This is a genomic window from Stutzerimonas stutzeri (assembly GCF_051028275.1).
Classification (GTDB): domain Bacteria; phylum Pseudomonadota; class Gammaproteobacteria; order Pseudomonadales; family Pseudomonadaceae; genus Stutzerimonas; species Stutzerimonas stutzeri_AS.
This window is the reverse complement of the sequence record NZ_CP069269.1, coordinates 3,144,237-3,170,624: the sequence shown is the minus strand read 5'-3', so window position 1 is coordinate 3,170,624 and position 26,388 is coordinate 3,144,237. Positions and strand designations below refer to the sequence as shown.

The following is a 26,388-nucleotide window of genomic DNA, read 5'->3' as shown; positions in this document are numbered from 1 at the left end:
GGGGCTGAAAAAACAGGGGCGGCATTGTAGCCGAAAGCCGTGCCAATCGCCGTGGCGAAGTGGACGGTCGGTGCGCGTTGTTGGCTATTGGACTTCGATGCGGCAGTCGAACAGTCCGGCTGGCTCGGCGTCGGTTTCCCAGGGGCGTTGATAGGTGAGGTAGAGGCGCCCATTGCCGGCCTCGGCTGCCTCGAAGCGCCAGGTCGACAAACCATCACCGCCGATGAGATCGGTCTTGGGGGAGCTGAACACTTCCGGCCCGAGGCTTTTCAGTTGTTCGTTCGAAATCTCGCGCAGCGTCCAGCGATAGCCCGTGGTGGGGTTGCTCGGCAGGCTCACTATCAGCATCTGGCCGGACTGCAGGCTCAGCGGGCAGGCCGCATCATCGTTCAATGCAACGCTGCTCGGCGGAGCGCTGGCGCAGCCAGCAAGCAGGAGCACGGGGACGGATGGGATCAGTAGACGGGCTAGAAGCATGGGGCGACCGACTCAGCAAGGGAAGGAAAACGCTCGGGCGTCGTGGAACCATAAAGCGCGAACTCGTGCCCGTAAAGCCATTCAGCCAGGAGAGGGTGGCGGGAGCGGGGCCGTGATTAATGTTTCACGGCCCCTCTGTAGGTCAGAACAAGACCTTGACCACGTCGCTGAAGCGCTTGGCAAAGTGCATCGTCAGGCCTTCTTTGAGGTAGTCCGGCAGCTCTTCGAAATCGCCACGGTTCAGTTCGGGAATGATCAGTTCATAGAGTTTGAGACGTCGGGCGGCGATGACCTTTTCCCGCAGCCCGCCGATGGGCAGCACCAGCCCGGTCAGGGTCAGCTCGCCCGTCATGGCGACGCCTTTCTTCGGCGCCTGGTTGCGCGCCAGTGAAAGCAGCGCGCTGGCCATGCTGATGCCAGCGCTGGGGCCGTCCTTCGGCGTAGCGCCTTCGGGCACGTGCATGTGTACGAAAGCCTGATCGAAAAACTTTGGATCGCCTTTGAATTCCTTCAGGTGCGAGTTCACGTAACTGAAGGCGATTTCGGCTGATTCCTTCATCACATCACCGAGCTTGCCGGTGAGCTTGAAGCCCCGGTTCAACGTATGGATGCGAGTCGCCTCGATGGGCAGTGTCGCGCCACCCATGCTGTTCCAGGCGAGGCCGGTGACGACGCCGACGCCAGTAAGTAACTGTTCCGGATGCCAATAGGCCATGCCGAGGTAGCTCTCGATGTCCTTCGGGCTGATCTTGATCTTGCTCTCGGGTTCGTCCAGCAACTTGACGACCGCTTTGCGCACCAGCTTGCCAAGCTGTTTGTCGAGCTGCCGAACCCCGGCCTCGCGCGCATAGCCTTCGATCAGGTTACGCAACGCGCTATCGCTGACGGACAGGCGGTTCTTCGGCACCCCTGCACGCTCCAGCTGCCGCGGCCAGAGGTGACGTTTGGCGATCGCGAGCTTTTCTTCAGTGATGTAGCCGGACAACCGGATGATTTCCATGCGGTCCAGCAACGGGCCCGGGATCGAATACAGGCTGTTGGCCGTGCAGACGAACAGGACCTTGGACAGATCCACGCGCAGGTCGAGATAGTGATCGAGAAAGCCGACGTTCTGCTCGGGATCGAGTGTCTCCAGCAACGCTGAGGCCGGGTCGCCCTGGTGGCTGCTACCGAGCTTGTCGACCTCGTCGAGCATGATGACCGGGTTCATCACCTGGACTTCTTTCAGCGCCTGCACCAGCTTGCCCGGCAAGGCGCCAATATAGGTGCGCCGGTGGCCCTTGATCTCCGCTTCATCACGCATGCCGCCGACGCTGAAACGGTAGAAAGGGCGACCGAGGGACTCTGCGATGGACTTGCCGATACTGGTCTTGCCCACACCGGGCGGGCCCACGAGCAATACGATGGAGCCGGCGATCTCGCCTCGGAAGGCACCGACAGCCAGGAACTCGATGATCCGGGTCTTGATGTCGTCGAGCCCCGCGTGGTGGGCATTGAGCACCTTGCGTGCATGCTCGAGGTCCAGCTTGTCCTCGCTGTACAGGCCCCAGGGCATGGAGGAGGCCCAGTCGAGATAATTGCGGGTGACTGCGTATTCTGGCGAACCGGTTTCCAGCACCGATAGCTTCTGCAGTTCATCGTCGATGCGTTTTTGTGCGCCAGGCGGCACGACTTTTCCTTCCAGGCGCGAACGGAACTCGTCGGCGTCGGCGCTGCGGTCATCCTTGGTGATGCCTAGCTCCTGCTGGATGATCTTCAGCTGTTCCTTGAGGAAGAACTCGCGCTGTCGTTCGCCGATCTTGCGGTTCACTTCGCCGGTCAGCTCCTTCTGCAGTTTGGCGACCTCGACCTCCTTGCGCAGCAGCGGCAGGACCTTTTCCATGCGCTTGAGCACCGGCACGGTATCGAGCACTTCCTGCAGCTCCAACCCTGGCGCAGTGGTCAGTGCAGCGGCGAAATCAGTCAGCGGCGACGGTGCGTTGGGGCTGAAGCGGTTGAGGTAGTTCTTCAATTCCTCGCTATACAGCGGGTTGAGCGGCAGGAGCTCTTTGATCGCATTGATCAGGGCCATGCCGTAGGCCTTCACCTCGTCGCGCGGGTCCTCGTCGCTTTGCGGGTAGTCAACCTCCACCAGATAAGGCGGTTTACGGCGCAGCCAGCCCCTTATCCGCACGCGTGCAAGGCCCTGAGCGACGAACTGCAGCTTGCCGCCTTCCTTCGAGGCGTGATGCACGCGGACCATGGTGCCGTGCTCGGGCAGGCTGTCCGGGTCGAAGCTGGCGGCGTCCTGGGCAGGCGCGTCCATGTAGAACAGGGCCAGGCGCTGATGGGGCGTCTTGGACACCAGTTCCAGCGTTTCGGCCCAGGGCTCTTCATTGACGATGACCGGTAGCACCTGGGCGGGGAAGAACGGCCGGTTGTGGATCGGCACGATGTAGAGCTTGTCGGGCAGGTCCTGGTCCGGTAACACCAGTCCAGTGGATGATTGGTCTTGATCGTGTTCTTGATGGATGTCGTCGTTCATGCGGCACCTGTGGCGAGTACGTGCTCTTTAGATGGGTATCCGGCAAATGATTTCAATCCAAAGCAGCGCGTGACCTCTGGTGCCGGCTGTAAAATAGCCGTTGCCTCCGGTAGAGTGCGGTAACAGGTCAGGTACACCATCATGCTCAATGCACGTCTGCTTCGCCTCGATGATCAGGCTCACGAACACGCTCACGACTACCACCAGTTGGTCATGTCGCTGTCGGGCAGTGCCGAGTTTGAAGTCGACGGGGCGGGGGGAGAGGTGTGCCGCATGCGTGCGTGCCTTGTACCGGGCTACGCCGAGCATGAGTTTGCCGGCAAGGGCGAGAACCGCATGCTCATCATCGACCTGGACGAAAAGGACCTGAGCGCCGACGATCCTTGTCTACTGGCGCAATTGTTCGAAACCCCGCGTTATCCCGCGCTCGATGCCGACTTTCACAACCTTTTAAACTATGCCGGTGCCGAGCTGGCCCGCTATGGCAGTGATCCGATGCTGGCTCGTGCACTGGGTGGCGTGCTGCTGCGCGCGTTGCACCTCAGGGTGTTCGGGGAAGGCACACGGCCACCCACTGGCCCACTGGATATCGCCCGGCTGGATGCTCACATCCAAAGCAACCTGGCGCGCCGGATTACCGTGGCCGAGTTGGCGCAGGTCGTCTGTTTGAGCCCCAGCCATTTCCACGCGCAGTTCAAGGACAGCGTAGGGCTGACGCCCCATCAGTATCTGCTCAGGAGCCGCCTCGACCGTGCTGCGCGGCTGTTACGTGAGAGCCCGCTGCCTTTGGTCCGGATTGCCGAGGAGTGCGGTTTTTCCAGCCAGAGTGCATTGACCACCGCAACACGCCGCTACCTGGGGCTCACACCCAAAAACCTGCGACGCGGCGACGGTTGAGCATCGAAACGCACCGACTCGGTGCGCTTTCCGTTTTTCTAAGCTGACTTTTCGCACCGCTGTAGTGAACTTCTATGACCGTTTCTTTACGGTCGCGTAAACCCGTAGGTTTTTATAAAAGTTCAGTAGCTATCTGCAACACCGCGAAATGTTCCCGCCGTAGATTCCACTACCCGTTTGGCGGCCACCGCAGCGCCATCATTGGTGTTGGGATCCGCTGGGCCTGATTCAACACAACAACACTCCACGAGAGGAGCGGCGCGATGTTCAAAGCCGGTCAAGTCTTGCAGGGCGATTTCGCCAACCTGAAAGCCGCCGAATTCTTCCCCGCCGTCAGCGCCAATTACAGCGTTGATGAGGCAGCCTACCTGAACGAGCTGTTGCAACTGGCCGATCCTGGCGAGGCGGGCATTGAAGCCATTCGCCGCGAAGCCCGAAGCCTCATCGAAGCCGTGCGCGGCCGTGATAACGCCGTCGATACCCTTGATGCGTTGCTGCGTCAGTACAGCCTCGATACCCATGAGGGTCTGATGCTGATGTGTCTGGCCGAAGCGCTGCTGCGCGTGCCGGATTCAGCCACTGCCGACGCACTGATCCGTGACAAGCTCAACGCCGCAGAGTGGGAACGCCATCTGGGCCAGAGCGACAACGTGCTGGTCAACTTCGCCGCCTGGGGCCTGGTGATGACCGGCAAGGTGGTGGATCCGGAAAATGCCGACGGGCGCCCCAAGAATGTCATCGGCCGGCTGATCAAGCGCTCCGGCGAGCCGGTCATCCGTGCGGCGATGAACCAGGCGATGAAGCTGATGGGCAAGCAGTTCGTGCTTGGCCGCACCATCTCCGAGGCCTTGAAGAACGGCCGTCCCGAGCGCGAAAAGGGTTACACCTATTCCTTCGACATGCTCGGCGAAGCGGCGCTGACCGACGAGGATGCGCGCAAGTACATGGCCGACTACCGCCAAGCCGTGGAAACCGTAGGCGCCGAGCCGCAGGTCGGGCCAGGCCCGCGTCCGTCCGTATCCATCAAGCTGTCCGCGCTGCATCCGCGTTATGAAGTGGCCCAGCGTGAGCGGGTGCTCACTGAGCTGTTCGAGAGCGTTCGCGAGCTGGCTGTCCTGGCGCGCAAGCTCGATGTCGGCATCACCATCGACGCCGAAGAGGCCGATCGCCTCGAGCTATCGCTGGAACTCTACGAGAAGCTGATGCGCGACCCGGCCATTACGGGCTGGGGCGAGTTCGGTCTCGTCATCCAGGCCTACTCCAGGCGCTGCCTGCCGGTGCTGGTCTGGCTGACGTTGCTGGGCAAGGAATTGAATGCGCGGATTCCGCTGCGTCTGGTCAAGGGCGCCTATTGGGACAGCGAGATCAAGCAATGCCAGGTTCAGGGGCTCGACGGTTACCCGGTCTACACCCGCAAGGAAGGTACCGATACGTCCTATCTCGCCTGCGCGCGTTACCTGCTGTCCGAGCATACCCGTGGCGTGATTTACCCGCAGTTTGCCAGCCACAACGCTCACACCGTCAGCTGCATCCTGTCGATGGTCGGCGAGCTGAAGGTGCCACGTGAATTCGAGTTCCAGCGCCTGCACGGCATGGGCGATGCGCTGTACGACACGGTGATCGAGAAGTACCGCAAGAACGTGCGCATCTACGCACCGGTCGGTGCCCACAAGGACCTTCTGCCCTACCTGGTACGGCGCCTGCTGGAAAACGGCGCCAACTCGTCCTTCGTCCACCAGCTGGTCGACCTGCGCGTGCCGGTCGAGACCCTGATCGACCACCCGGTAACCCAGCTGCGCCAATTCAAGACCCTCGGCAACCATCGCATCCCGCTTCCGCCGGCGCTGTACGGCAACCGGACCAACTCGCAAGGCATCAACATGAACATCCAGACCCAGTGGAACGAATTGTCCAGCGCCTACCAGACTTTCCTCGACCGCCAGTGGCAAGCCGCTCCGGTGATCGATGGACAGAAGCTCACCGGGGCGCCGCACAAGGTTTATTGCCCGTACCAGCTTAGCCAGGAAGTTGGCACCGCCCAGTTCGCCAGTGCCGAGCAGGCCAAGCAGGCCATCGATGGTCTGGCTGCGTTCTGGCCGCGCTGGAACGCGACGCTCATCGAGCAGCGCGCGCAAATCCTTGAACGCCTCGGCGACCTGCTGGAAGCCAACCGCGCCGAGCTGATGGCCATGTGCACCCTGGAAGCCGGCAAGACGCTGCAGGACGGCATCGACGAAGTTCGCGAAGCGGTGGATTTCTGCCGTTACTACGCGCTCCAGGCTCGCTTGAAGCTTGGCCGTGAAAAGCTCAAAGGCCCGACCGGCGAACGTAATGAGCTGTTTCATGAAGGCCGCGGTGTGTTTGTTTGCATTAGCCCCTGGAACTTCCCCCTGGCGATCTACCTCGGTCAGATTACTGCGGCGCTGGTCGCCGGCAACACGGTGCTGGCCAAGCCGGCCGAGCAAACCAGTCTGATCGCCGCCCGTGCATTGGAGCTGATGTTCGAAGCCGGCCTGCCAAAGGAGGCGATTGCTTTCCTGCCAGGCGACGGCGCCACCCTTGGCGGCGTGTTCTGCCGCGATCCGCGTGTGGTGGGCGTGTGCTTTACCGGCTCGACCGATACCGCGCGCATCATCAACCGCCAGCTGGCCGAGAAGGAGGGCGCTATCGCCACCCTGATCGCCGAGACGGGTGGCCAGAACGCCATGATCGTTGACTCCACTGCACTGCCTGAACAGGTGGTCAAGGATGCAATCGGCTCGGCGTTCACCAGCGCAGGCCAGCGCTGCTCGGCTCTGCGCGTGCTCTACGTGCAGCGCGACATTGCCGATCGTGTGATTGAGCTGATCAAGGGTGCCATGGCGGAGCTCAGAGTCGGTCCGACCCACCTGCGTGAAAACGATCTGGGCCCGGTGATCGACGCCGAAGCCCGTGACGGCCTGCTGGCCCACATCCAGCAGCTCAAAGCTGAAGGCAAGCTGATCGCCGAGGCCAACTTGCCGGGCAGCCTTAACGGCCATTTCGTCGCGCCGGTGGCGTTCGAGATCGGCGGTATCCATGAGCTGAAGAAGGAGCAGTTCGGCCCTGTGCTGCACGTCGTGCGTTTCGACGCGGCGGACCTGGAAAAGGTCGTTGCAGACATCAATGCCACCGGCTATGGCCTGACCCTCGGCGTACACAGCCGCAACGAGGAAACTGCCGAGCGTATCGAAGCGCTGGCGCGGGTTGGCAACCTTTACGTCAACCGCAACCAGGTGGGCGCTGTAGTAGGCGTGCAGCCGTTCGGCGGCTGCGGCCTGTCCGGTACCGGCCCGAAGGCCGGTGGCCCCAGCTACCTGCTGCGCTTCGTCAACGAGCGCACCACCTCGACCAACACCACGGCTGTCGGTGGTAACGCGTCCTTGCTGTCGCTGGGTGACGACTGATCGCCGACTCGGCAGCAAACGGCTGGCGGCTCGGTTCAGAGACCGTCAGCTCATGAGGGTCTGTTGACGTTTCGTACGCGGCTCGCGACGAAGCGTCAACAGACCCTAGAACAACCAGAACAGTTGGCGGATCGCTCTTCCGCCTCTGATGGGCTCAGGTGAGCCCGTCCCGGTGATGGCGCGAACCGCCATCGCCCTCTGCCAGGTGGGATCGGGAATACCCTCGCGCCCATCAACAACAACTAACGAGGGAACAAAATGAGCATCAATACACCCACTCTGATTACGTTCTTGATCTACATCGGCGCGATGCTGTTGATTGGCTTCGTCGCTTACCGTGCCACCAAGAACTTCGATGACTACATCCTGGGGGGACGTAGCCTGGGGAGTTTCGTCACAGCCTTGTCGGCTGGCGCTTCAGACATGAGCGGCTGGCTACTGATGGGGTTGCCGGGGGCGATTTTCGTCGCCGGTCTTTCCGAAAGCTGGATCGCCATCGGCCTCATCGCTGGCGCCTGGCTGAACTGGCTGTTCGTGGCCGGGCGGCTACGCGTGCACACCGAGCGCAACAAGAACGCACTGACCCTGCCGGATTACTTCTCGCACCGTTTCGAAGATGAAAGCCGTATGCTGCGAATCTTCTCGGCGCTGGTCGTGCTGGTGTTCTTCACCATCTACTGTGCGTCCGGGGTGGTTGCCGGTGCGCGTCTGTTCGAAAGCAGTTTTGGCGTGCCCTACGACATCGCGCTGTGGATCGGTGCGGCAGCCACCATCCTCTACGTGTTCATCGGCGGCTTTCTCGCGGTCAGCTGGACCGACACCGTGCAAGCTACGCTGATGATCTTCGCGCTGCTGATCACGCCTGTTTTCGTGATCCTCGCACTGGGCGACATGGGCGCCGCGATGGACACCATCGCTACCCAGAACCCGGCCGCCTTCGACATGTTCAACGGACTGTCCTTTGTCGCAATCGTCTCGTTGCTGGCCTGGGGCCTGGGCTACTTCGGTCAGCCGCACATCCTGGTGCGCTTCATGGCGGCTGATTCGGTCAAGTCCATTCCCAACGCCCGTCGTATCGGCATGGCCTGGATGATTCTGACACTGGCAGGCGCAGTCGCTGTGGGGTTCTTCGGCATCGCCTACTTTGCAGGCCATCCGGAACTGGCCGGTCCCGTTTCCGAGAACGGTGAGCGCGTTTTCATGGAGCTGGTGAAGATTCTGTTCAATCCGTGGGTCGCTGGCATCATCCTTTCCGGTGTGCTCGCGGCAGTCATGAGTACCCTCAGTGCTCAGCTGCTGGTCAGCTCCAGCGCCCTGACGCAAGATTTCTACAAAGCCATGCTGCGCAAGAATGCCTCGCAGAAAGAACTGGTCTGGGTGGGCCGTGCAATGGTGCTGCTGATCGCCTTCATCGCCATGGGCATCGCTTCGAACCCGGATAGCAAGGTGCTGGGGCTGGTGTCCTACGCCTGGGCCGGTTTCGGCGCTGCGTTCGGTCCGGTGGTACTGATCTCGCTACTGTGGAAGCACATGACCCGCAACGGTGCGCTGGCTGGCATGGTCGTCGGTGCCGTCACTGTGGTGGTGTGGAAGGAGTTCATCGGCATGGGGCTGTACGAAATCATCCCAGGCTTCATCCTGGCCAGCATCGCCATCGTGGTGTTCAGCAAGATCGGACAGGGCGCTTCTCTCAGCATGATCAAGCGCTTCGAGGACGCTGAAAACGAGTACAACAGCCGCTGATTCGCTGGCTGCCGTAACCGAAAACCCCGCTGTCGGCGCTCCGGCAGCGGGGTTTTTGTCTATTGAGGAGCCGACCACCGGTCGGCTCCTGCTCATGCCTCGCTGTTAATCGTCGACAACTAGGTTCTCGCGATCGTCTTTGGCGCCCGCTGCGATCAGGTGCTCAGCCATGTCCTCGGTGACATGGGTGCTGTGACCGTCGATATGGGCCATCGACATGCGCGCCGCCGGATCAGTGCTGACCCGAACATCCATGATTGCGCTGCGATAAGTGGCGCCTTCGAGCGTGGTGGAGCAAGTGCCGGTAGCGGTATCGATGCTGACTGACATGTCGAATCTCCTTGGGCTGCGATGTGGCCGCGAATAAAGAGGCGGACGTAATCAGTGAGACAGCCGGCGCATGGATCCGTTTGCCCATGGCGACGATAGGCTGGGTATCCCGCAGTTGAATCTGGCTGGAGCTGAAAATTTTGCTGATCAGGTGATGGCAATGGGCTAGCCTGACAAGGCTAGAGGGTTGCCAGGGATGGCTGTAGTCCAACGGTAAGCCGCGATGGCGGAGTCAGCGTTATGTTCAAGGGTGTATTGCGGTTCAGTTGTTTTCTGCTGTTTTGCGCGCTCGCTGCACCATTGCAGGCCCAGCCTTTCACCGTGCGTGTAGAGGATGGGCAGGGACAGCCCGTGGTGGGCGCCGTGCTCAGCCTGGCGGGCCAGGCACGCAATAAGCCAAGCACCGTCGCCGTCATGGATCAGGTCAGTAAGCAGTTCGCACCGGCTGTGCTTGCTGTGGCGACCGGCACGGCGGTGAGCTTTCCCAATCGCGACGATATTCGCCATCAGGTTTATTCCTTCTCCTCGGCCAAACGGTTCGAGCTGCGCCTGTACGAGGGTACGCCGAGCGAACCTGTAACGTTCGATCAGCCTGGAGTGGTGGTATTGGGCTGCAACATCCATGACTGGATGCTGGGCTATGTCTACATCACCGATGACCCTTGGTTCGGCGTCAGTGACGCGCAAGGTCGAATCGAGCTGGATGCTCCCGCTGGACAGTACCCTTCGACGCTCTGGCATCCCGCTCTCGTAGACATGCAGCCGATGGACGCGGGCACGCTGCAGTTGGGCGCAGAACCGGTCGAGTTGAACTTACCGGTTGCGATTACGGGTGCGCTGCAACCTTCGCCTCCTCCGCCAACGCCATTTGCAGATGCCTTCAGGAAGGCCACCCGTGACGCGCAGCCTTAGTTTTCACGCGCGCCTGTCGTGCATCCTCGCCGCCTTTCTGCTGGTGGTGATCGCCTCGTTGTACTTCTCTGTGCGCCTGGTCACCGAAGCGGCAGTGAGCGATCAGGCAGTAGACCGACTGGAATCCGGTTTGCGCGTATTCGAGCGATTGCTGGACATGCGTGGTCGTCAGCTGCGCGATGGCGTTCAGGTGCTGGCTGCTGACTTCGGTTTCAAGGACGCCGTGGCGAGCGGGGACACCCTTACCTTGCAATCGGCCATGGCCAATCAGGCGGCACGCATCAATGCCAGTGAGGCGATGTTGCTGGACCTGAACGGCAAGGTGCTCGCATCGAGCCTGTCCAACGCCAGACCGGGCGACACCTTTCGTTACGCCGACAAGCTGCAGGAAGCGCGTCAGCAGGGACTGACGATGCTGGTGGTTTCGCTGGATCGGCAGGCGCACCTGATGGTTGAGGCCGAGGTTCGAGCGCCGCTGCCCATTGCCCGTGTGGTGATGGGGTTCGCCATGGACCGCGCCCTGGCAGATGAGCTCAAGCAGTTGACAGGCCTGGAGGTGTCCTTTCTGGCCAGGGAAGGGGACAGCAGGGGCGAGCTGTTCACCACGCTCGACCCAGCGACACGCGATGATTTGATCGATGGCTGGAGTCGGCATGACCATGTGGACGGAATCGAGGTGCTGTCCCTTGGCGGTGAGCGTTATCTCAATGAGGACATCGTACTGTCGCAGGGGGCGAGCTTCAGCGTTATTGCGCTCGTTCACAGCTCACTGGACAAGGCCCTGTCTGGCTTCCATCAGGTTGATTCGCGAGTTTTGTTGATAGCTGTCGTTGGCCTGATTGCTTCGCTGGTCGGAGCGCTATTGGTGGCGCGTAGCCTGTCCGAGCCGGTCAATGCGCTGGCTCGGGCGGCCGAGCGGGTGGGGCGTGGTGATTACCAGACGCCGATCGAACTGGATCGCGGCGATGAGCTTGGCAGCTTGGCTACGGCCTTGAACCAGATGCAGCGTGGCATTGCCGAGCGTGAACAGCTGATCGCCCACAATATGCTTCACGATGACGTAACGGGCCTGCCCAATCGTTCGCTGGCGGCCGAGCTGCTGGCTAACGCCATTGAGGCCGGACGCACCACAGCGGTGCTTCACATTGGTATCGACAACCTCGCAGGCGTGCAGGACAGCGGCGGCTCCGAAGGGGTTGATCAGGCACTGCGTGAGCTGGCTCAGCGACTACAGGCCAGCCTGCAGCCTGGGGATCATCTGGCCCGGATACTGACCGATGAATTCCTGCTGATCGTAAGTGATACCTCGGCCGACAACGCGTTCAGCGCGGCGGTCGCGGTCCAACAAGCCCTGGCCTTGCCGGTGCGTGTGGCTGAACTCGAGATGCGTATCGAAGCGCACATCGGTGTGGCCGGTTATCCGGACGATGCCTGCAGCGTGGATGAGCTGCTGCGTCGTGCCCGGATTGCCATGCAGGACGCCGCGCAAATGCCGGACGGTCTGCAGCTCTACCAGCACGGCCGTGACGATGCCCATCAACGGCAGATCACCCTGATCCGTGACCTGCGCCGCGCCGCTCAGGTCGGTGGCTTGCACCTCCATTTCCAACCGAAAGTCGACCTCGAACACGGCCGTGTCTACCAGGCCGAGGCGCTGCTGCGCTGGAACCATCCGTTGTACGGCATGCTGTCGCCCGCTGAATTCATCCCCTTGGCCGAGCGCACGGGCAGTATCCAATTGCTGACCACTTGGGTGATCGAGGCGGTGCTGCGTCAGCTGCACATCTGGAATGGCCGTGGCTTGTACATGGAGGTGTCGTTGAATATTTCGGCCGAAGACCTGACCAGCCTGACCCTGGAACAGCGAGTGGGTGAGCTGCTGCAGCGCTACGTGATTCCCGGCGGCCAGCTGGTGTTCGAGATCACCGAAAGCGCCATGATGCGCGACCCCGAGCGTGCCCTGACGATGCTGCATCGGTTGCGCACACTGGGTATTCGGTTGTCTGTGGACGATTTCGGAACCGGCTACTCGTCGCTCGCTCAGCTACGGCGCATGCCGGTACAGGAGCTGAAAATCGACCAGTCGTTCATCCGCGAACTCGATGACACTTGCGGCGATGCGGTGATTGTCCGTTCGACCATCGACATGAGCCATGCGCTGGGGCTCAAGGTTGTGGCCGAAGGCGTCGAGCATGGCGAAACGCGCGACCTGCTGCGGGCCTGGGGCTGCGACACCCTGCAAGGTTATTTCTTCAGTCGTCCCCTTCCGGCTGACGCGTTCGAAGCCTGGCTCAAGCAACAACCCCACCTGGCCGCGCGACCGATCAAGGAACACTCATGAAATTATTACGAGCCCTGATGCTGGCCGCGTGCTGCACCCCGATGCTGGCCAGTGCGGAAGCGGGGCGATTGCTGGCCACCGGAGGCGTGACCAGCATCGAAGGGGCCGCAGGCGGCGGCATCATGCCGTGGGCCGTGCTGGCCGGTTATGGCGAACGAGGTGAGTGGGGCGGCGATGTCTTCGCGACTCGCGTCGAGACCGGCGACTATCGACTGGACGTTGCGGGTGTGGCGTTTGCCTTCGATAACCGCCTTGAGCTGTCATTTGCTCGGCAGCGCTTCGACCTCGGCACGCTGGCTCGGGACCTGTCGCTGCCGGAGAACAGCCTCAGCCAGGATGTCTTCGGGGCCAAACTCCGCCTATTCGGCGATCTGATCTATGACCGTCTGCCTCAAGTGTCTTTGGGCATGCAGCACAAACGCCAGAAGGATTTCCTTATCCCGTCGCTGGTTGGCGCGCAGCGCGATGAAGACACCGAAGGCTACTTGACCGCCAGCCGCCTGATCCTGGGCGGTGCATTTGGCTACAACCTCTTGCTCAATGGCGGCGTTCGCTACAGCCGCGCCAACGAGCTGGGCCTGCTCGGGTTCGGTGGTGATCGTCGCGACAGCCGCAGTCTGCTCAAGGAAGGCTCGGCCGCTGTACTGTTCAACCCAAACTGGGCGCTCGGCATCGAGTACCGGGAAAAGCCGGACAATCTCTCTTTCGCCGGTGAAAGCGACTGGGCCGATCTGTTTCTCGGTTACTTTCCCAACAAGCGCCTTGCAGTCGTGCTGGCGTATGCACGGCTCGGCGAAATCGCCACCCTCGATAACCAGGACGGCCTCTATCTGTCCGTTCAGGGGAGTTTCTGATGCGCCGACTCGTTGTGCTGTTCTGCTTGTTGTTGGGGGCCTGTGCGGCGCCAGCGCCTGAAGATGACAGCCTGTACCGGCAGCTCGGTGGCAAGCCTGGCGTCACCCGGATCGTCGAAGGCATGTTGTTGCGCGTTGCGGGGGACCCTCGCATCGTTGAACACTTTGAAAATATCGATATCCAGCGCCTGCGCGACAAGCTGATCGAGCAGTTCTGCGTCGAGGCAGGCGGCCCCTGTGTCTATACAGGCGACAGCATGGAAGAAAGCCATAAAGGCCTGGCGTTAACCCCTGGCGATTTCAACGCACTGGTGGAAAACCTGCAGGCGGCGATGACTGCCGAGGGCGTATCGATCCCCGCGCAGAATCGCTTGCTGGCGCGCCTGGCGCCGATGCGTCGTCAGGTCATCGATCAGTAGATAAGCCCTGTCGTGCAACCAGCACATCACCGGTTCGTCGTCTTTCGTTGTGCGGGCGCTGCGCACTTTCTGTCAGCTAGAACTGTCCGGTCACGAGCGTTGAACGCAGCGAGACGCTATGCTTTCGCGCTTAACCCGACCATCCGTTGCCAGCGCTGCGTCACAAGCGTTCGCGCTTCGTCAGTGGAGGCGGGGGCCAAGTCCCCGCAGCACAAGGAAAACAACGCCAAATGAATGTGAGCACTCCCACACTGATCACTTTCGTGATCTACATCGTGGCGATGATCCTCATCGGATTCATCGCCTACCGCGCCACCAAGAATTTCGACGATTACATCCTCGGCGGCCGAAGCCTCGGTAGCTTCGTGACCGCGCTTTCGGCAGGCGCTTCGGACATGAGCGGCTGGCTGCTGCTGGGCTTGCCCGGCGCAATCTTCGTTGCCGGCCTTTCGGAAAGCTGGATCGCCATCGGCCTGATCGCCGGTGCCTGGCTGAATTGGCTTTTCGTCGCCGGGCGACTGCGCGTGCACACCGAGCACAACCACAACGCCTTGACCCTGCCAGACTATTTCTCCCATCGTTTCGAAGACACCAGCCGCTTGTTGCGCATCTTCTCGGCGCTGGTGATCCTGGTGTTCTTCACCATCTACTGCGCCTCAGGCGTTGTAGCCGGTGCGCGCCTGTTCGAATCAACCTTCGGCATGGATTACGGCACGGCGCTATGGGTCGGCGCTGCGGCAACCATCCTTTACGTGTTCATAGGCGGTTTCCTCGCGGTGAGCTGGACGGACACCGTACAGGCCACACTGATGATCTTCGCGCTGCTGGTCACGCCGGTATTCGTCATCCTCTCGCTGGGCGACATAGGTACCGCGATGGACACCATCGCCGCGCAGGATCCGTCGAACTTCGACATGTTCAAGGGCCTGTCTTTCATCGCGATTATTTCGCTGCTTGGCTGGGGGCTCGGCTACTTCGGTCAGCCGCACATCCTGGTGCGCTTCATGGCTGCCGATTCGGTGAAGACCATCCCGAACGCCCGCCGCATCGGCATGACTTGGATGATCCTGACCCTTGCTGGCGCTGTTAGTGTGGGCTTCCTCGGCATCGCCTACTTCGCGGACAACCCGGCGCTGGCTGGCGCGGTTACCGAGAACGGTGAGCGCGTGTTCATGGAATTGGTCAAGCTGATGTTCAACCCCTGGGTGGCCGGCGTGATCCTTTCCGGCGTACTGGCTGCGGTCATGAGTACGCTCAGTGCCCAACTGCTGGTGAGTTCCAGCGCACTCACCCAGGACTTCTACAAGGCGTTCCTGCGCAAGGGCGCATCGCAGACCGAACTGGTCTGGGTCGGCCGTGCCATGGTGCTGCTGATCGCCTTGATTGCTATAGGCATCGCGTCGAACCCGGACAGCAAGGTACTGGGCCTCGTGTCTTACGCCTGGGCGGGCTTCGGTGCTGCCTTCGGACCGGTCGTGTTGATTTCGCTGACCTGGAAGCGCATGACCCGCAACGGCGCACTGGCCGGCATGTTGGTCGGCGCCATCACCGTGGTGGTGTGGAAGGAGTTCATCGGCCTTGGACTGTACGAAATCATTCCGGGCTTCATCTTTGCCAGTATCGCCATCTACGTGGTCAGCCTGATGGGCAAAGAACCGGCTGCTTCCATTCAGCAGCGCTTCGAAGCGGCCGATACGGAATACCGCGCAGGCTGAGTCGCGCCACGCCAGGACTGTTGCCTATAGCCGATGGTTCTGGCGGACCGCTGATGCTCTTCGACTGTTTTTCACGCTGCCTCTTCCTCTAGTGCAGCGTGTCTCGCTGGGCGCGCTGCGCCCCCTCCATAAGCGCGACGTCAGTTGCGACATTTCCGAGACCACATAGCCGCTCATCCCCCGAGCGGCTTGCCGGTTTGACAGGTCCAAGCTTTCTGCCACGGTTAGTCTGGAGTGCGCAACCGCTTGCGCTTGGCAAGCCCGGCAATGCTCGTATCGCTAGAACAAAAACAATAAACAACTGAGGAACCTCCCATGCTCCCAAGCAAGTTGGCTTCAGCCTGCACGCGTGCCATCGCCGGCCTTATGCTGGTTGGCACCATCGGGATCGCTGCCGATGCCCAGGCGCGGTCGAAACTGATCAAACTGCCTGTGTCGGGCAGCGAATCGCGTCCACAGGATTTGCGTACCTTCGTCCCTGTCATATCGACACTGGCCCCATTCCCGGGATTACCGAGCGAGCAATGGACCGGCATTTACGAGGGCGCGTCCTACCAGATCGAAGTGCCGGAGAACTGGAACGGCATGCTGGTGATGTACGCCCATGGCTATCGCGGTACCGGGCCTGAACTCACTGTCGGGCCGCCACCGATTCGTCCCTGGCTGCTGCAACAGGGGTACGCCTGGGCGGCCTCCAGCTACAGCAAGAACTACTACGATGTGCGGGCCGGCATCGAGGACACCAACGCGCTGGCGCTGGCCTTCAGCGAGCTGACCGGCAAAGCCCAGCCGAGCAAGACCTACATCACCGGACACTCCATGGGCGGCCACATCGCGGCGGCCGCGGTTGAGGCGGAAACCTACGCCACCGCCAACAATCCGGTGCGCTACAGCGGCTCGGTGCCGATGTGCGGTGTCACCGGCGACGTCTATCAATTCGACTATCTGATGAACTTCACGCTGGCTGCTCAGCATCTGGCCGGGCAGGGGCCGACCACCTTCCCAGCGACGGACTTCCAGGCCAAGCTGCCGCAGATCATTGGTGCGCTGTGGGACAGCTACCCGACCAACCCGTCGCCGCAGGGCGAGAAGCTGGAGGGCATCATTCGAGACCTCAGCGGTGGCGAACGCCCAATCTTTGCCGAAGGCTTCCGCACCAGCCTGCAGAGCGTCGTGCTGAGTACCGGAGGCCAAGACGGTTCGGTCAACGGCATTTTGGCTGACTCGCTCAGCGGCAACCTCTCTACCCGCTATCAGTTCGACACGAACAGAGCGATGTCCCGAGAAGAGCGCGCGTTCAATGACTCGATCATCCGTGTGGTCGGTCATCGTCCAGCCAACAGCATCCGGCCTGACGGCCTGCGCTGGATTCCGGTGGTGAATGGCCAGTTCAACGTCCCGGTGGTCAGCATTCACACCCTGGGCGACCTCTACGTGCCGTTCAAGCATCAGCAGATCTACCGCCGCAACGCCGAAGCCAATGGCAACGGGGATTTGCTGGTGCAACGCGCCATACGCGCACCGAGCCATTGCGACTTCACCTATCAGGAGCAGGTCGAAGCCATGGCGGCGATGCTGCAATGGGAACAGCAGGGCATCAAGCCAGCAGGCGATGAAGTCCTCAGTCCACGCGTCGTAGCCAATCCGGCGTATGGCTGTGAGTTCACCCGTAACGACGGCACGCAGAATCGGGCGTCGCTGCCGGCTTGTCCAAGTAATTGATTTGCTAGAGCGGAAACAGAAGCCCTGCTCAGGCAGGGCTTTTTTCTGACTCGGATAAGCGGGTCAGGCTTTCCCTTTCGATGAGCCACCGTGCAGACTCGCGTTGCCCCAGCTGCGGAGCGTGTTCTGCTTGATGCTCGCTATCTTCCAGCCTTCCTCCATAGCCTCGAAGCCGAACTCATAGCTTCCGCACGAATGGAAGAAGTCCTCGTCGGAGCCGGCAGGGTCAAAGCGAAGAATCAGATAATTGCATCGCGCACTCACAGCGTGCTCATCCACGCCGCCGGTGATCAGCAGATTGGAAAAACTGTGGTGCTTGGCCAGCCGGTCAACCGCGTTCTGCCTGCGGTCTACGAACGCCTGGCCGCTCAGGGTGGTGGGCTGCTCCCGGCCCGAGGATGAATAGTCCACCGCGATCTGACGTGCAAGGCACTCGACCATCGCTGGCCAGTCCCGGTTATCGAAGGAAAGAAAGAACCGGCAGAGCAGGTCGTTTATCTGCATGAAGACGGTCGGGTCTACTGTTCTCATGATGCGCTCTCACGACGTGGGCTAGGGGTGATGGAGTAAACCACAGCACGGCGTTACGGACTGAAAAAGCCCCGGAGCCAGCGAAGGGCGAAGGGCGAAGGGGTAGGCGGCGGCGAACCGCCATTCATTGCTGCCCGTGCGTCTGGCTCGATTGACCGGAAGGGGGGCTCATCATACTGTATGCATATACAGTTATGAGGTCTGTACCATGCCCGTTCATTTCCTGGGGCCCGCCGCTCCGTCCGCCATTGCCTTGCCGCTTTTCAGCTTTTGCATACCCGCCGGCTTCCCCAGCCCCGCGCAGGATCACATGGAAGGCACGCTCTCGCTTGATGACCTGATGAACATCCGCGCACCGCACACCTACCTGGCGCGGGCGGACGGCGACAGCATGATTCAGGTGGGCATCTTCGACCGGGACATCCTCATCATCGACCGTGGGCGCGAAGCGGAAAGAGGGGAAATCGTCATCGCCGCGCTCAACAACGAGCCGCTGGTGAAGATCTTCGATCGACAGGGCGATCAGATCATCCTGCGCTCGGCCAATCCCAAGTTCCCGCCGCGCTATCTGCTCGAAAGCGAAGAGCTGTACGTGTGGGGCGTCGTGCCATTCAGTGTGCGGACCCATGGCAAATATTGAGCGCACCCTGGCCCTTATCGACTGCAACTCGTTTTACGCCGCCTGCGAGCGCGTGTTCCGGCCAGACCTGCGCACCACGCCCATCGTCGTGCTTTCCAATAACGATGGCTGCGTGATTGCCCGCTCGGCCGAGGCCAAGGCCCTGGGCATCAAGATGGGTGCGCCGTACTTCAAGGTCCGCCGTGATCTGGAACGCTGGGGCGTGGTGGTGTTCTCCAGCAACTACGCGCTCTACGGGGACATGAGCGAGCGCGTAATGACTGTGATCGAGCAACGTGCGCCGGCTGTCGAGGTGTATTCCATCGACGAAGCCTTCGCCGATCTCTCCGGCGTGCCTGATGCGGAATCGCTCGGGCGCCGCATCCGCGCCGACGTGTTGCGCCTGACCGGCATACCGGTCGGCGTGGGTATCGCCAACACCAAGACACTGGCCAAACTGGCCAACCATTCGGCCAAGCGCTGGATGAAGCAAACCGGCGGCGTAGTCGACCTGCGCGACCCCGAGCGGCGCGACAAGGTGCTGCGCATCACAAGCGTGAGCGATGTATGGGGCATCGGCCGGCGCATGACCGAACACCTCGCCAGCATGGGCATTCGCAGCGCCTGGGACCTGGCCAGTGCCGACGCCTGGACCCTGCGCAAACAATTCAGCGTCGTGGTCGAGAAAACCGCCCGCGAGCTGCGCGGCACGCCCTGCCTGGAGCTGGAGGACGTAGCGCCGCTCAAGCAGGAGATTTGCTGCTCACGCATGTTTGGTGACCGCCTGCGCGAACTCGCACCCATCCGCGAAGCCGTCGCCACCTACGCCGCGCGCGCCTGCGAAAAACTCCGCGGCCAACACTCCCTGTGCAAACGCGTACGCGTCAGCATCCGCACCGGCATGTTCAACCCCGACGAACCCAGGTTCGCCAAAGGCGTCGTCTGCGAACTGCCATACCCCACCGACGACACCCGCTACATCACCCGCGCCGCCATCGCCGGGTTGGAACTGATCTACCGTGAAGGCTTCGCCTTCAGCAAAGCCGAAGTGCTACTGATGGACCTCTGCCAGCGCGGCGAATACACCGACGACCTCTTCACCGAAACCCAACCGGCCGCGTCAGAGCGCGTCATGGGCGTGCTCGATGCCGTCAATGCCAAATGGGGCCGCAATACACTTAGACCGGGCCGCATCCCCACCGCGCCTGATTGGGGCATGCGGCGCGAATTGATGAGCCAGAGCTATACGACGCGGTTGGATCAGTTGTGGGAGGTGGGGTGCCGGTAGGGGCTTGGCAACCAGCCGAATCTGCTCATTACCGGCAGCCGGGAACGTAGGCTCGATGAGGCCAGAGAATGGCGCGAAGGTAGAGCACAGCAACCGCAAGCCCGCCAGCCACCGTCTTCGCATTCTTTACATCTGCGCGTCCCGCTTGCCTTCGCTCTGATGATATGGTTTCTCACTTGCATATAGACAGAGGACGCCCGTACGTGAAGAAGCTCGCCCTATCCGCCTCGATGCTGCTCGCCCTGACGGCCTGCAGCAGCCAACCCGATGCGCCTACGCCACCGGCCAACGTTGTCGGCATGACCGTCGACCAGCCAGACGGCACGCAGGTCGTCGTCCCTCGCAATCCGCGCAGTGTGGTGAGTTTCGACTTCGGCACGGTCGATACCCTGGTGGCTCTGGGCTTGGGCGATCGCGTAGTGGGCACGGCCTCCGGTGTGCCGACCTACCTGAAGAACAGCTTGCCCGCCCGAGTCGACACGGGAGGCATGAAGGAGCCTGACGAGGCCGCCATACGCAAGTTGGACCCAGACGTGATCATGGTCACCGCGCGCCAGGGCGAGCAAGGCCAGGCCCTGAGCAAGATTGCTCCAACATTGGACATGGGGCTCAACGGTCAGGATTACCTGCGTGGGTTCGAACGCAACGTCCTGACCCTCGGCTCCATGTTCGACAAGCTGCCCGAGGCCAAGCAGCAGTTACGGGTTACGGCTGCCAAGATCGGACAGGCGCACATGCGCGTCGCCAACTCAGGCAAGCGCACGCTGGTGCTGACCCACAACGACGGCAATTTCTCCCCCACCGAACAGCCGGTGATCTACTCCGTCCTGCAGGCGCCACGCACGCTCGCCGCGCCCGCGCCCGCGCCCGCCGAGCCCGGCGCACCGCGCCAACGCCCGCAGCCCATGGACGCGAATGCGGTGCTCGCGGCTGACCCGGAGGTGATCTTCATCATCGATCGCAGCGCGGCAATCGGTGCAGAGCCCCTGACCACCGAAGCCCTGCGTGCCTCGCCATTGAGCGCCACCAGCGCCGGGCGCAACGGCCGCATCGTCTACCTCGACCCTGCGTTGTGGTACCTCTCCGGCGGTGGCCTGCTCAGCCTCAGCCTGCAGCTCGACGAGGCTGTGGCGGCTTACTAGAAAATGTGGGATGGGCAGCTGCCGCCGCGGCAGCTGTCCTAGCCGGCGCGTTGCCGGTAAAGCTCCATAAGCGTTAGGGCAGGAAGCTGGCTGAGAATCAGGTCATTATTCCTAGGCGTCCTAGCAGGAAATAAATCTGTCCCCTTTTCCTTCTCTAATCACGTTGGCTGCAGCTAGCATACCGACATGAACACGCCCGCATATGCAAGGATTAGCATGAAAGTAACGACAGATATTCGAAAGGGCGATCTAATTCGGCTTAACGTGTCGGCTCTTCCAAGAATGAGGTCCACCTATATAACCTTTATTATTCTTGCGTGCCTCACCTTTGGGGTTTTAGCGTGGACTAAAGGTCTACCTGAAGACTCTCATGAACTATGGATTCATTTGGCAAGCTCTTTTATCGGTGGGTTGACGGGTCTGCTCTTCGGCTTCGTTTTCAATGTTATCGCTGTATTGTTCTTGTCGAGTGCTAAGAATGGAGTTTTAGGCGAGCATACCTATACGTTAACACCAGAAGGCATTCATGAAAGTACGACGAATAATGAAGGATTAACTAGGTGGGGCGGGGTGATAAGCGTGCGGTCGATGGGCTCTTGTCTACTGGTCCAAATAGGGGCTTGCTTGTATCACATCATGCCAAGACGAAGCTTCGAATCATCACAGGCTTTTGATAAGTTCGCAGCACAGGCAAAAGCGTATTGGCAGCAATCACAACCCGAATAGGCGGGTAGGATCGGTTGCTCTGCCAGTTCGGAGGGTTTCAAGTGACTTTCCTTTCCGGCTGGGTGATTTATAGCGTATGGGCTGAAATAGCTTTCTCAGGAATCAACTTCGCTAGCTGTGTTGTGGATGGTATTTTTAGTGCGGTGGTGTTTTGGTATGTCGCAGTAAGCGGTCAATCTAAATGAATGTTTCCCGAAAGACGGATGCGGCGATAGCATTATCCGTTGCCCTCATGCCTGCAGTTGCTCAGCTTTTATTTGGCGATCCGCTTTATGTCGGGATTTGGTATTACTTCGTGGTGCCGACAGCGGCTATTGCCATCGGCGTCATGGCACAAGCAAAACCACTGTTTTGCTGGGCACATCCTTAGGCGTTTCTGTAACGCTTCTGGTATATGCCGCAATCAATATATCGCTAGCCAGGCCTCAGGGGTTGCTTGCGCTCGGTCATCTATTTCGTTGCCGGGTGCGGCTATAGGTACGCTAATCGGTGCATTCTTATCGCGCCGTCTGAGCAATCAAATTTCGGGCATGGCGCTTGGTTTCGCTGGAACGCTGGTCGGCTTCTTCCTCAATCAGCATAGTTCTATGCAATACGGTCATATGGTGCGGAGCGCTGTCGCTGCCGATTGGTTAAAGTAGTGCCCAAACGGGGAAAAGGGGACAGATTAATTTTCCACCAAGCCAGCCCCCCAGCCGAAACAAGCCAACCCCTAAACCAAAAAGCCCTGCAATCGCAGGGCTTTTCTGATCTGGAGCGGGCGAAGGGAATCGAACCCTTTTGCTTGATGTGTCGTTCCGTCTCAAAGCGTGTCGTTACGGGGTTTCCGGCTAACGCGCCTGCTCGTTTCGGCACAATTCGTCACAGTGATTTCGACACTTTTTCGACTCATTCACGTTGCCGAAATGCGCTGCTTAAGACAGCCAGCGCATCGGTACGGCCTCAGCCCTTGCGGGGGCTTTATTGTTGCAGGACGTTGGCTACGTTGCCGTTACCGTTCTGGACGATGCTTGCGGAGTGACTGTTGAGTGATTGAGCTTGCGTCAGGAAAGCCTGGTTGCTGTTGCCCGTTTGGCTGATTAGCGCTTCATGAGCGTGGAAGTTCTGCGAGGCTTCTATATGGTTGTACGAGCCGACCTGAGCAATGTCCAAGCTGTGGTTATCTCCGACTTGTGACGTTACCACCGTGTTGTACTCACCCTCCGAGTACCCGGTGAAGCTGCTGTTCTGCCCAGCGAGATAAGAGTCAAGCTCGTTCCCTGTACCCCGCTGTTCGTAGTCCAGCGTGCTATTGCCGCTGAGGGCTTCGATTTGCGCGATGTTTGCGACACCAACCTGCCGCAGGATGACCTCGGCTGCGGGATAGCGCCCTGCGTACTGGTAGATATCCGCCTGATTGGCGGTACCAACCTGTTCGATGGCTGCGAAATCATTACCCCAGCCACTTCCAACATGTTCGAGACGCACTCGATTCGCTGTGCCATCTTGCTGAATTTCGGCTGTGCTGAAGCCAGACTGGTTTACCTCAACAATGTTGTCCTGTCCGACCGATATCACGCTGAGGTTGTTTCCAACCCACGTTTGCGTAGCGTCTAGCTGGTTACCTGTTCCTTCCTGGTGGATAGTCGCGGTAACGGACAGCTCGCCTCGAAGCTCATGCTGCTCGAGCGTGGCGCTATTGGATGTTCCCGCCTGGTAAATCTCAGCGCTAGCCATGCCAGGACTGCTTCCGTTCACCTGATAGATTTCGGCCAAATTCAGCGCGCCTACTTGCTCGATGCTCGCCCGGCCACCCTCGCTGCTGGTTCCGGTCTGGTCGGTGAGCGCTCTATTCTCAGTGCCGTTCTGCAGAATGTAGGAACGCTGCATGACGCCGCTCTGCGTCTGTTCTGCGCTGTTATTTGTGCCGATCTGTTCGACTTCAGCCACGTGTTCATTGGCTAAGACGCTGCCGCTTACTGCCACTAAAAGCGCTGCAGCTATAGGAGTGATTTTTAACATTGGAATCTCCTGTTCGCATTGGATGAGCTCCGTACATCACAGGCGAAGCAAAGGAGAGTGTTGTCGGTCCGTTTAGGCTACGAAATAGACCGAAAGAGCCAAACGGAAAGTGCTCAGGATTAATCCTAGCCGCCATCCCATCATGATCGAGTCAGCTCTAGGCTGTTGCCTCTTCATAGCATGAAGTTATTAGCTGCTGCGCATGCCGGTTGGTATCGGCTACACATCTGCTTGAAAGCAACCTTCGCGCCTTTACGGCAGTCTCGGTAGATCAGCGAGCCGCGCTTGTAGTTTTGGCAGACGCTGCTGAAGTCAATCTCGTCGTTCACGGTTATCCAGTGAAACTGTCCGCCCACTCGCTGTTTGTTATGGCCGTTCTCCCAGCTCCAGTTGCTTAGGTGGGTCTCGCGGGAAACGGAGCGCTTCTGCGTGCTGCTGGACGAATTGGAAGCGTAGTAGCGGGCCGGTGGTGGCTGCATCGTGTTGGCGACTGGCCGGGGGGTGTAGTTTTCGTCGCTGAAAGAGGTTTGCTTGCGTTCTATCGTGCGCGCCGATGCCGCTTCGAACCACTCGATCTCAGCCTGGGTCAGTGGGCGTTGCCCTTTTGCTTCAGGCGCCGCTGATGACTCCAGTGTGCCGTATAGCGCTAGTGGGGGTTCACTGGCGGATTTGGCGGGTTCAGTCGGCTCTTGGTTGAACCAGGTTTTGCCTGTGACATTAGTGCCAGACTTGATCTGGTTGATATCCTTAGCCATTGGCTCTGCGAACAGAGCTGCCAATCCCAGCAAGATCACCGATCCAATACCCAAGATAGCTACGAAACGCCATGGGCTGTCTTTCTTTTTGCTGCGTAGATATTCGGGCGCGTCGTCCCCCTCTGATCTCATGTCGCCTCCTTGCGCTTAAATGGGGATAAAAAAGGAATATTCCTTATATACATCTTAGCTTCCAAGCCCTTTATTAACGGATGATGGCTGCTAGCGGTTACTTTCCTTTAAGTTCTTTAGCCAATCGGAAAAGTTGGTCTATGCCGTCAAAGGTGCTGGGTACATTGGTATCGTCTGGTGTTATGCCAGAAAATATTATAGATTCAAATTTTAGCAAAGGATCAATGTCTTTTGTTTTTCTTGACTTTGCGAAGTCGGCATAATTTTCTATGAAGGCACATAGTGATAGTCTTAGCTCTATTTGTAGAAGCTGGGCTTTGGTTGAGTAGTAGCTCTTTAGTGCAATTCTGAAGAAATAAAGCAGAGCTACTTCTAGGCCGATTAGAGATATTATCTTCCACGCATCTGTAGTGTTAAGAGTATTGAGTGCAGTGCTTGTGTTCGTCAATGTCTTTACTGTGAATTGAAATAGGAGTGGAGATAATACTAGTGTTCCTAGCGAAATTAACGCGAGAAAATTTGCTCTAAGCTCTTTCTGTTTGTTTTTGTGCATTTCGTGAAAAGCTTTGGATAAGCGAACAAAGTTAAATTTTCCTTGTTGTTCTTTCAGTTCGGTGACGTACGAGTCTATTGTTGTTTTGTATGTTTTTAGTTGTTCTTCCCAGTTTTTAACGTGATTTTTTATATCTTCCTCTTTTTGTGAAACCTCAGCTAGATAGTCTGTCGCTATGTATTTAGGAATCGAGGCCCAAATAAGGTCGGACGTTTCCTTGTCTTCCGTTGTTTCGAAATCTTTCAAATAGTCAAAAAAATCAAGAAGCTGTTTTTCCGGTGCCTTGGGTACATAAGGTGTTCGAAGCGTGGTTTCTCTGGCTATTCTGGCCAGATAACGTGTTAGCTCTTGCAGTGAACTATCGTCAGTTCTTCGGTTGGAAATAATGCTAATCAGCTGATCGCCGATCCATTCAGCGTTTAATCTTGCTCTTCTATCATAAGAGCTAGGCTCTTCTGCGATTTTCTTCAACATAGGCAAGCATATAGAAACTCGCTGATCCGGCGCTTCTTGCTTCGAAGAAAGCAGCTCTAATGTTGAATAATAGGACTCAATATAATTTATATTTTCTGAGAAAATTCCCATTCTAATATTCCTCCATGAAAGGTTATCTAATTTTTAACCGGGCATACCAGCGCTTAGTCACTTCCGTTGTGATCGCTATCCCGCGTTTTGATTGGACAAGTTTGAATGGGCTGTCTCATATTCAGGACTTGTTTGTCCGCATTCAGGTTGGACGTTGCCGCTAACTATCCAAAGTGCAAATTGTGGATACAGCTTCACCACAGCCTCAATTTCCTCAGCTTTGATTTCTCGGGCCTTAGCGGGATTTTTCAAGTTGCTCCACGTATAGCGGCTGATTCCGGTCAGCTGCTCAAGTTGCGGCAGCTTTAGCCCGCTGTGCTTGAGAACGGTTATAACTCTTTCTTTTATCATTCCATAATGATCTAAAATAGCTCTATCCAATTTGACTCTATCTTAATATGATTCGTTTCGACTCTAGTCAAAACGGATAGCGTCAATCCGTATGTATTGCCACGAATAGTGACGGAACGAGCATGGAACTGGAAGAGCTAGAACCTTCAAAGCTGATCGGCCCACAGCAGGACGTGGAAACCGTCGAATCCTGGGCGGAACGCAACGGCCTGACGTGCTCCATGGCCCGCGCCTGGGTCTACCGGGGCGTACTCCCTACCGTAAAGCTCGGCAAGCGCCGAATGATTAACAGTGCGCTGCTGCGTAGCTGGCTGCTGGAGCAGGAGTGGACGGCATGATCCGCGCC

The 26,388-nt window shown here is 59.1% G+C and carries 23 protein-coding genes; 15 read left to right on the top strand and 8 right to left on the bottom strand.

Annotated elements, in window-relative coordinates; translation table 11 throughout:
* Positions 1-84: 84 nt before the first annotated feature.
* On the bottom strand, positions 85-477 hold the full coding sequence (locus JQR87_RS14655) for a protease inhibitor I42 family protein (protein ID WP_407295851.1): 393 nt from the start codon (positions 475-477) through the stop codon (positions 85-87).
* A gap of 142 nt (positions 478-619) precedes the next feature.
* Positions 620-3,001, bottom strand: coding sequence for an endopeptidase La (lon, locus tag JQR87_RS14650; RefSeq protein ID WP_407295853.1), 2,382 nt, complete (start codon positions 2,999-3,001; stop codon positions 620-622).
* 141 nt (positions 3,002-3,142) lie between these two features.
* On the opposite strand from lon, the gene JQR87_RS14645 reads away from it, so the two are divergent.
* The 3 genes from JQR87_RS14645 (at position 3,143) to putP (JQR87_RS14635) (ending at position 9,066) form a co-directional block, all read left to right on the top strand.
* Entirely contained in the window at positions 3,143-3,898 is a 756-nt protein-coding gene (locus tag JQR87_RS14645) for a helix-turn-helix transcriptional regulator (RefSeq protein WP_407295855.1), read from the top strand.
* Positions 3,899-4,161: 263 nt separating this feature from the next.
* Positions 4,162-7,323: a bifunctional proline dehydrogenase/L-glutamate gamma-semialdehyde dehydrogenase PutA gene (gene putA / locus JQR87_RS14640; RefSeq protein ID WP_407295857.1), complete on the top strand. Its 3,162-nt coding sequence runs from the start codon at positions 4,162-4,164 to the stop codon at positions 7,321-7,323.
* Between the two features lie 258 nt (positions 7,324-7,581).
* On the top strand, positions 7,582-9,066 hold the full coding sequence (putP, locus tag JQR87_RS14635; protein WP_407295859.1) for a sodium/proline symporter PutP: 1,485 nt from the start codon (positions 7,582-7,584) through the stop codon (positions 9,064-9,066).
* Positions 9,067-9,171: 105 nt separating this feature from the next.
* On the opposite strand, the gene JQR87_RS14630 is transcribed toward putP (JQR87_RS14635), so the two are convergent.
* On the bottom strand, positions 9,172-9,396 hold the full coding sequence (locus JQR87_RS14630; RefSeq protein WP_407295861.1) for a DUF3203 family protein: 225 nt from the start codon (positions 9,394-9,396) through the stop codon (positions 9,172-9,174).
* 240 nt (positions 9,397-9,636) lie between these two features.
* On the opposite strand from JQR87_RS14630, the gene JQR87_RS14625 reads away from it, so the two are divergent.
* The 6 genes from JQR87_RS14625 to JQR87_RS14600 all read left to right on the top strand — a co-directional run bounded on the left by JQR87_RS14625 (position 9,637) and on the right by JQR87_RS14600 (position 17,359).
* Positions 9,637-10,308, top strand: a complete 672-nt coding sequence (locus tag JQR87_RS14625; RefSeq protein WP_407295862.1) for a methylamine utilization protein — start codon at positions 9,637-9,639, stop codon at positions 10,306-10,308.
* Complete coding sequence (locus tag JQR87_RS14620; RefSeq protein ID WP_407295865.1) at positions 10,292-12,649, top strand: putative bifunctional diguanylate cyclase/phosphodiesterase; 2,358 nt, start codon at positions 10,292-10,294, stop codon at positions 12,647-12,649. Before JQR87_RS14625 ends, JQR87_RS14620 begins: the two co-directional genes overlap by 17 nt.
* Positions 12,646-13,503 carry a DUF3034 family protein gene (locus tag JQR87_RS14615; RefSeq protein ID WP_407295866.1) on the top strand — a complete coding sequence of 286 codons (858 nt, stop codon included), beginning with the start codon at positions 12,646-12,648 and terminating at the stop codon, positions 13,501-13,503. Before JQR87_RS14620 ends, JQR87_RS14615 begins: the two co-directional genes overlap by 4 nt.
* The gene (locus JQR87_RS14610; RefSeq protein ID WP_407295869.1) at positions 13,503-13,922 is read left to right on the top strand and encodes a group I truncated hemoglobin; all 420 of its coding nucleotides are present in this window, start codon (positions 13,503-13,505) and stop codon (positions 13,920-13,922) included. Before JQR87_RS14615 ends, JQR87_RS14610 begins: the two co-directional genes overlap by 1 nt.
* A 230-nt stretch (positions 13,923-14,152) precedes the next feature.
* The gene (gene putP / locus JQR87_RS14605) at positions 14,153-15,637 is read left to right on the top strand and encodes a sodium/proline symporter PutP (protein ID WP_407295870.1); all 1,485 of its coding nucleotides are present in this window, start codon (positions 14,153-14,155) and stop codon (positions 15,635-15,637) included.
* Between the two features lie 315 nt (positions 15,638-15,952).
* Complete coding sequence (locus JQR87_RS14600; RefSeq protein ID WP_407295871.1) at positions 15,953-17,359, top strand: alpha/beta hydrolase family protein; 1,407 nt, start codon at positions 15,953-15,955, stop codon at positions 17,357-17,359.
* A 63-nt stretch (positions 17,360-17,422) separates the two neighbouring features.
* On the opposite strand, the gene JQR87_RS14595 is transcribed toward JQR87_RS14600, so the two are convergent.
* The gene (locus tag JQR87_RS14595) at positions 17,423-17,890 is read right to left on the bottom strand and encodes a nuclear transport factor 2 family protein (protein ID WP_407295872.1); all 468 of its coding nucleotides are present in this window, start codon (positions 17,888-17,890) and stop codon (positions 17,423-17,425) included.
* Positions 17,891-18,098: 208 nt separating this feature from the next.
* Between JQR87_RS14595 and JQR87_RS14590 the strand changes: the two genes are divergently transcribed.
* The 5 genes from JQR87_RS14590 to JQR87_RS14570 all read left to right on the top strand — a co-directional run bounded on the left by JQR87_RS14590 (position 18,099) and on the right by JQR87_RS14570 (position 22,035).
* Complete coding sequence (locus JQR87_RS14590) at positions 18,099-18,530, top strand: LexA family protein (RefSeq protein WP_407295874.1); 432 nt, start codon at positions 18,099-18,101, stop codon at positions 18,528-18,530.
* Positions 18,517-19,797, top strand: a complete 1,281-nt coding sequence (locus JQR87_RS14585) for a Y-family DNA polymerase (protein WP_407295876.1) — start codon at positions 18,517-18,519, stop codon at positions 19,795-19,797. The genes JQR87_RS14590 and JQR87_RS14585 overlap by 14 nt, the downstream gene beginning before the upstream one ends.
* A 203-nt stretch (positions 19,798-20,000) precedes the next feature.
* The gene (locus JQR87_RS14580) at positions 20,001-20,939 is read left to right on the top strand and encodes an ABC transporter substrate-binding protein (protein ID WP_407295878.1); all 939 of its coding nucleotides are present in this window, start codon (positions 20,001-20,003) and stop codon (positions 20,937-20,939) included.
* 186 nt (positions 20,940-21,125) lie between these two features.
* Entirely contained in the window at positions 21,126-21,665 is a 540-nt protein-coding gene (locus tag JQR87_RS14575) for a YcxB family protein (protein WP_434157919.1), read from the top strand.
* A 181-nt stretch (positions 21,666-21,846) separates the two neighbouring features.
* Positions 21,847-22,035, top strand: a complete 189-nt coding sequence (locus tag JQR87_RS14570; protein ID WP_407295881.1) for a hypothetical protein — start codon at positions 21,847-21,849, stop codon at positions 22,033-22,035.
* Between the two features lie 590 nt (positions 22,036-22,625).
* Here JQR87_RS14570 and JQR87_RS14565 read toward each other — a convergent pair.
* The 4 genes from JQR87_RS14565 to JQR87_RS14550 all read right to left on the bottom strand — a co-directional run bounded on the left by JQR87_RS14565 (position 22,626) and on the right by JQR87_RS14550 (position 26,072).
* A complete protein-coding gene (locus JQR87_RS14565; RefSeq protein ID WP_407295883.1) occupies positions 22,626-23,666 on the bottom strand; it encodes a hypothetical protein in 1,041 nt (346 codons plus the stop codon).
* Between the two features lie 173 nt (positions 23,667-23,839).
* Positions 23,840-24,553, bottom strand: a complete 714-nt coding sequence (locus JQR87_RS14560; protein WP_407295885.1) for a hypothetical protein — start codon at positions 24,551-24,553, stop codon at positions 23,840-23,842.
* A gap of 97 nt (positions 24,554-24,650) precedes the next feature.
* Positions 24,651-25,691, bottom strand: coding sequence for a hypothetical protein (locus tag JQR87_RS14555; RefSeq protein WP_407295887.1), 1,041 nt, complete (start codon positions 25,689-25,691; stop codon positions 24,651-24,653).
* 75 nt (positions 25,692-25,766) lie between these two features.
* Positions 25,767-26,072, bottom strand: coding sequence for a helix-turn-helix domain-containing protein (locus JQR87_RS14550; protein WP_407295888.1), 306 nt, complete (start codon positions 26,070-26,072; stop codon positions 25,767-25,769).
* Between the two features lie 92 nt (positions 26,073-26,164).
* Here JQR87_RS14550 and JQR87_RS14545 point away from each other — a divergent pair, with 92 nt between their 5' ends.
* A complete protein-coding gene (locus JQR87_RS14545; RefSeq protein WP_102847489.1) occupies positions 26,165-26,380 on the top strand; it encodes a DNA-binding protein in 216 nt (71 codons plus the stop codon).
* The last annotated feature ends 8 nt before the right edge of the window (positions 26,381-26,388 follow it).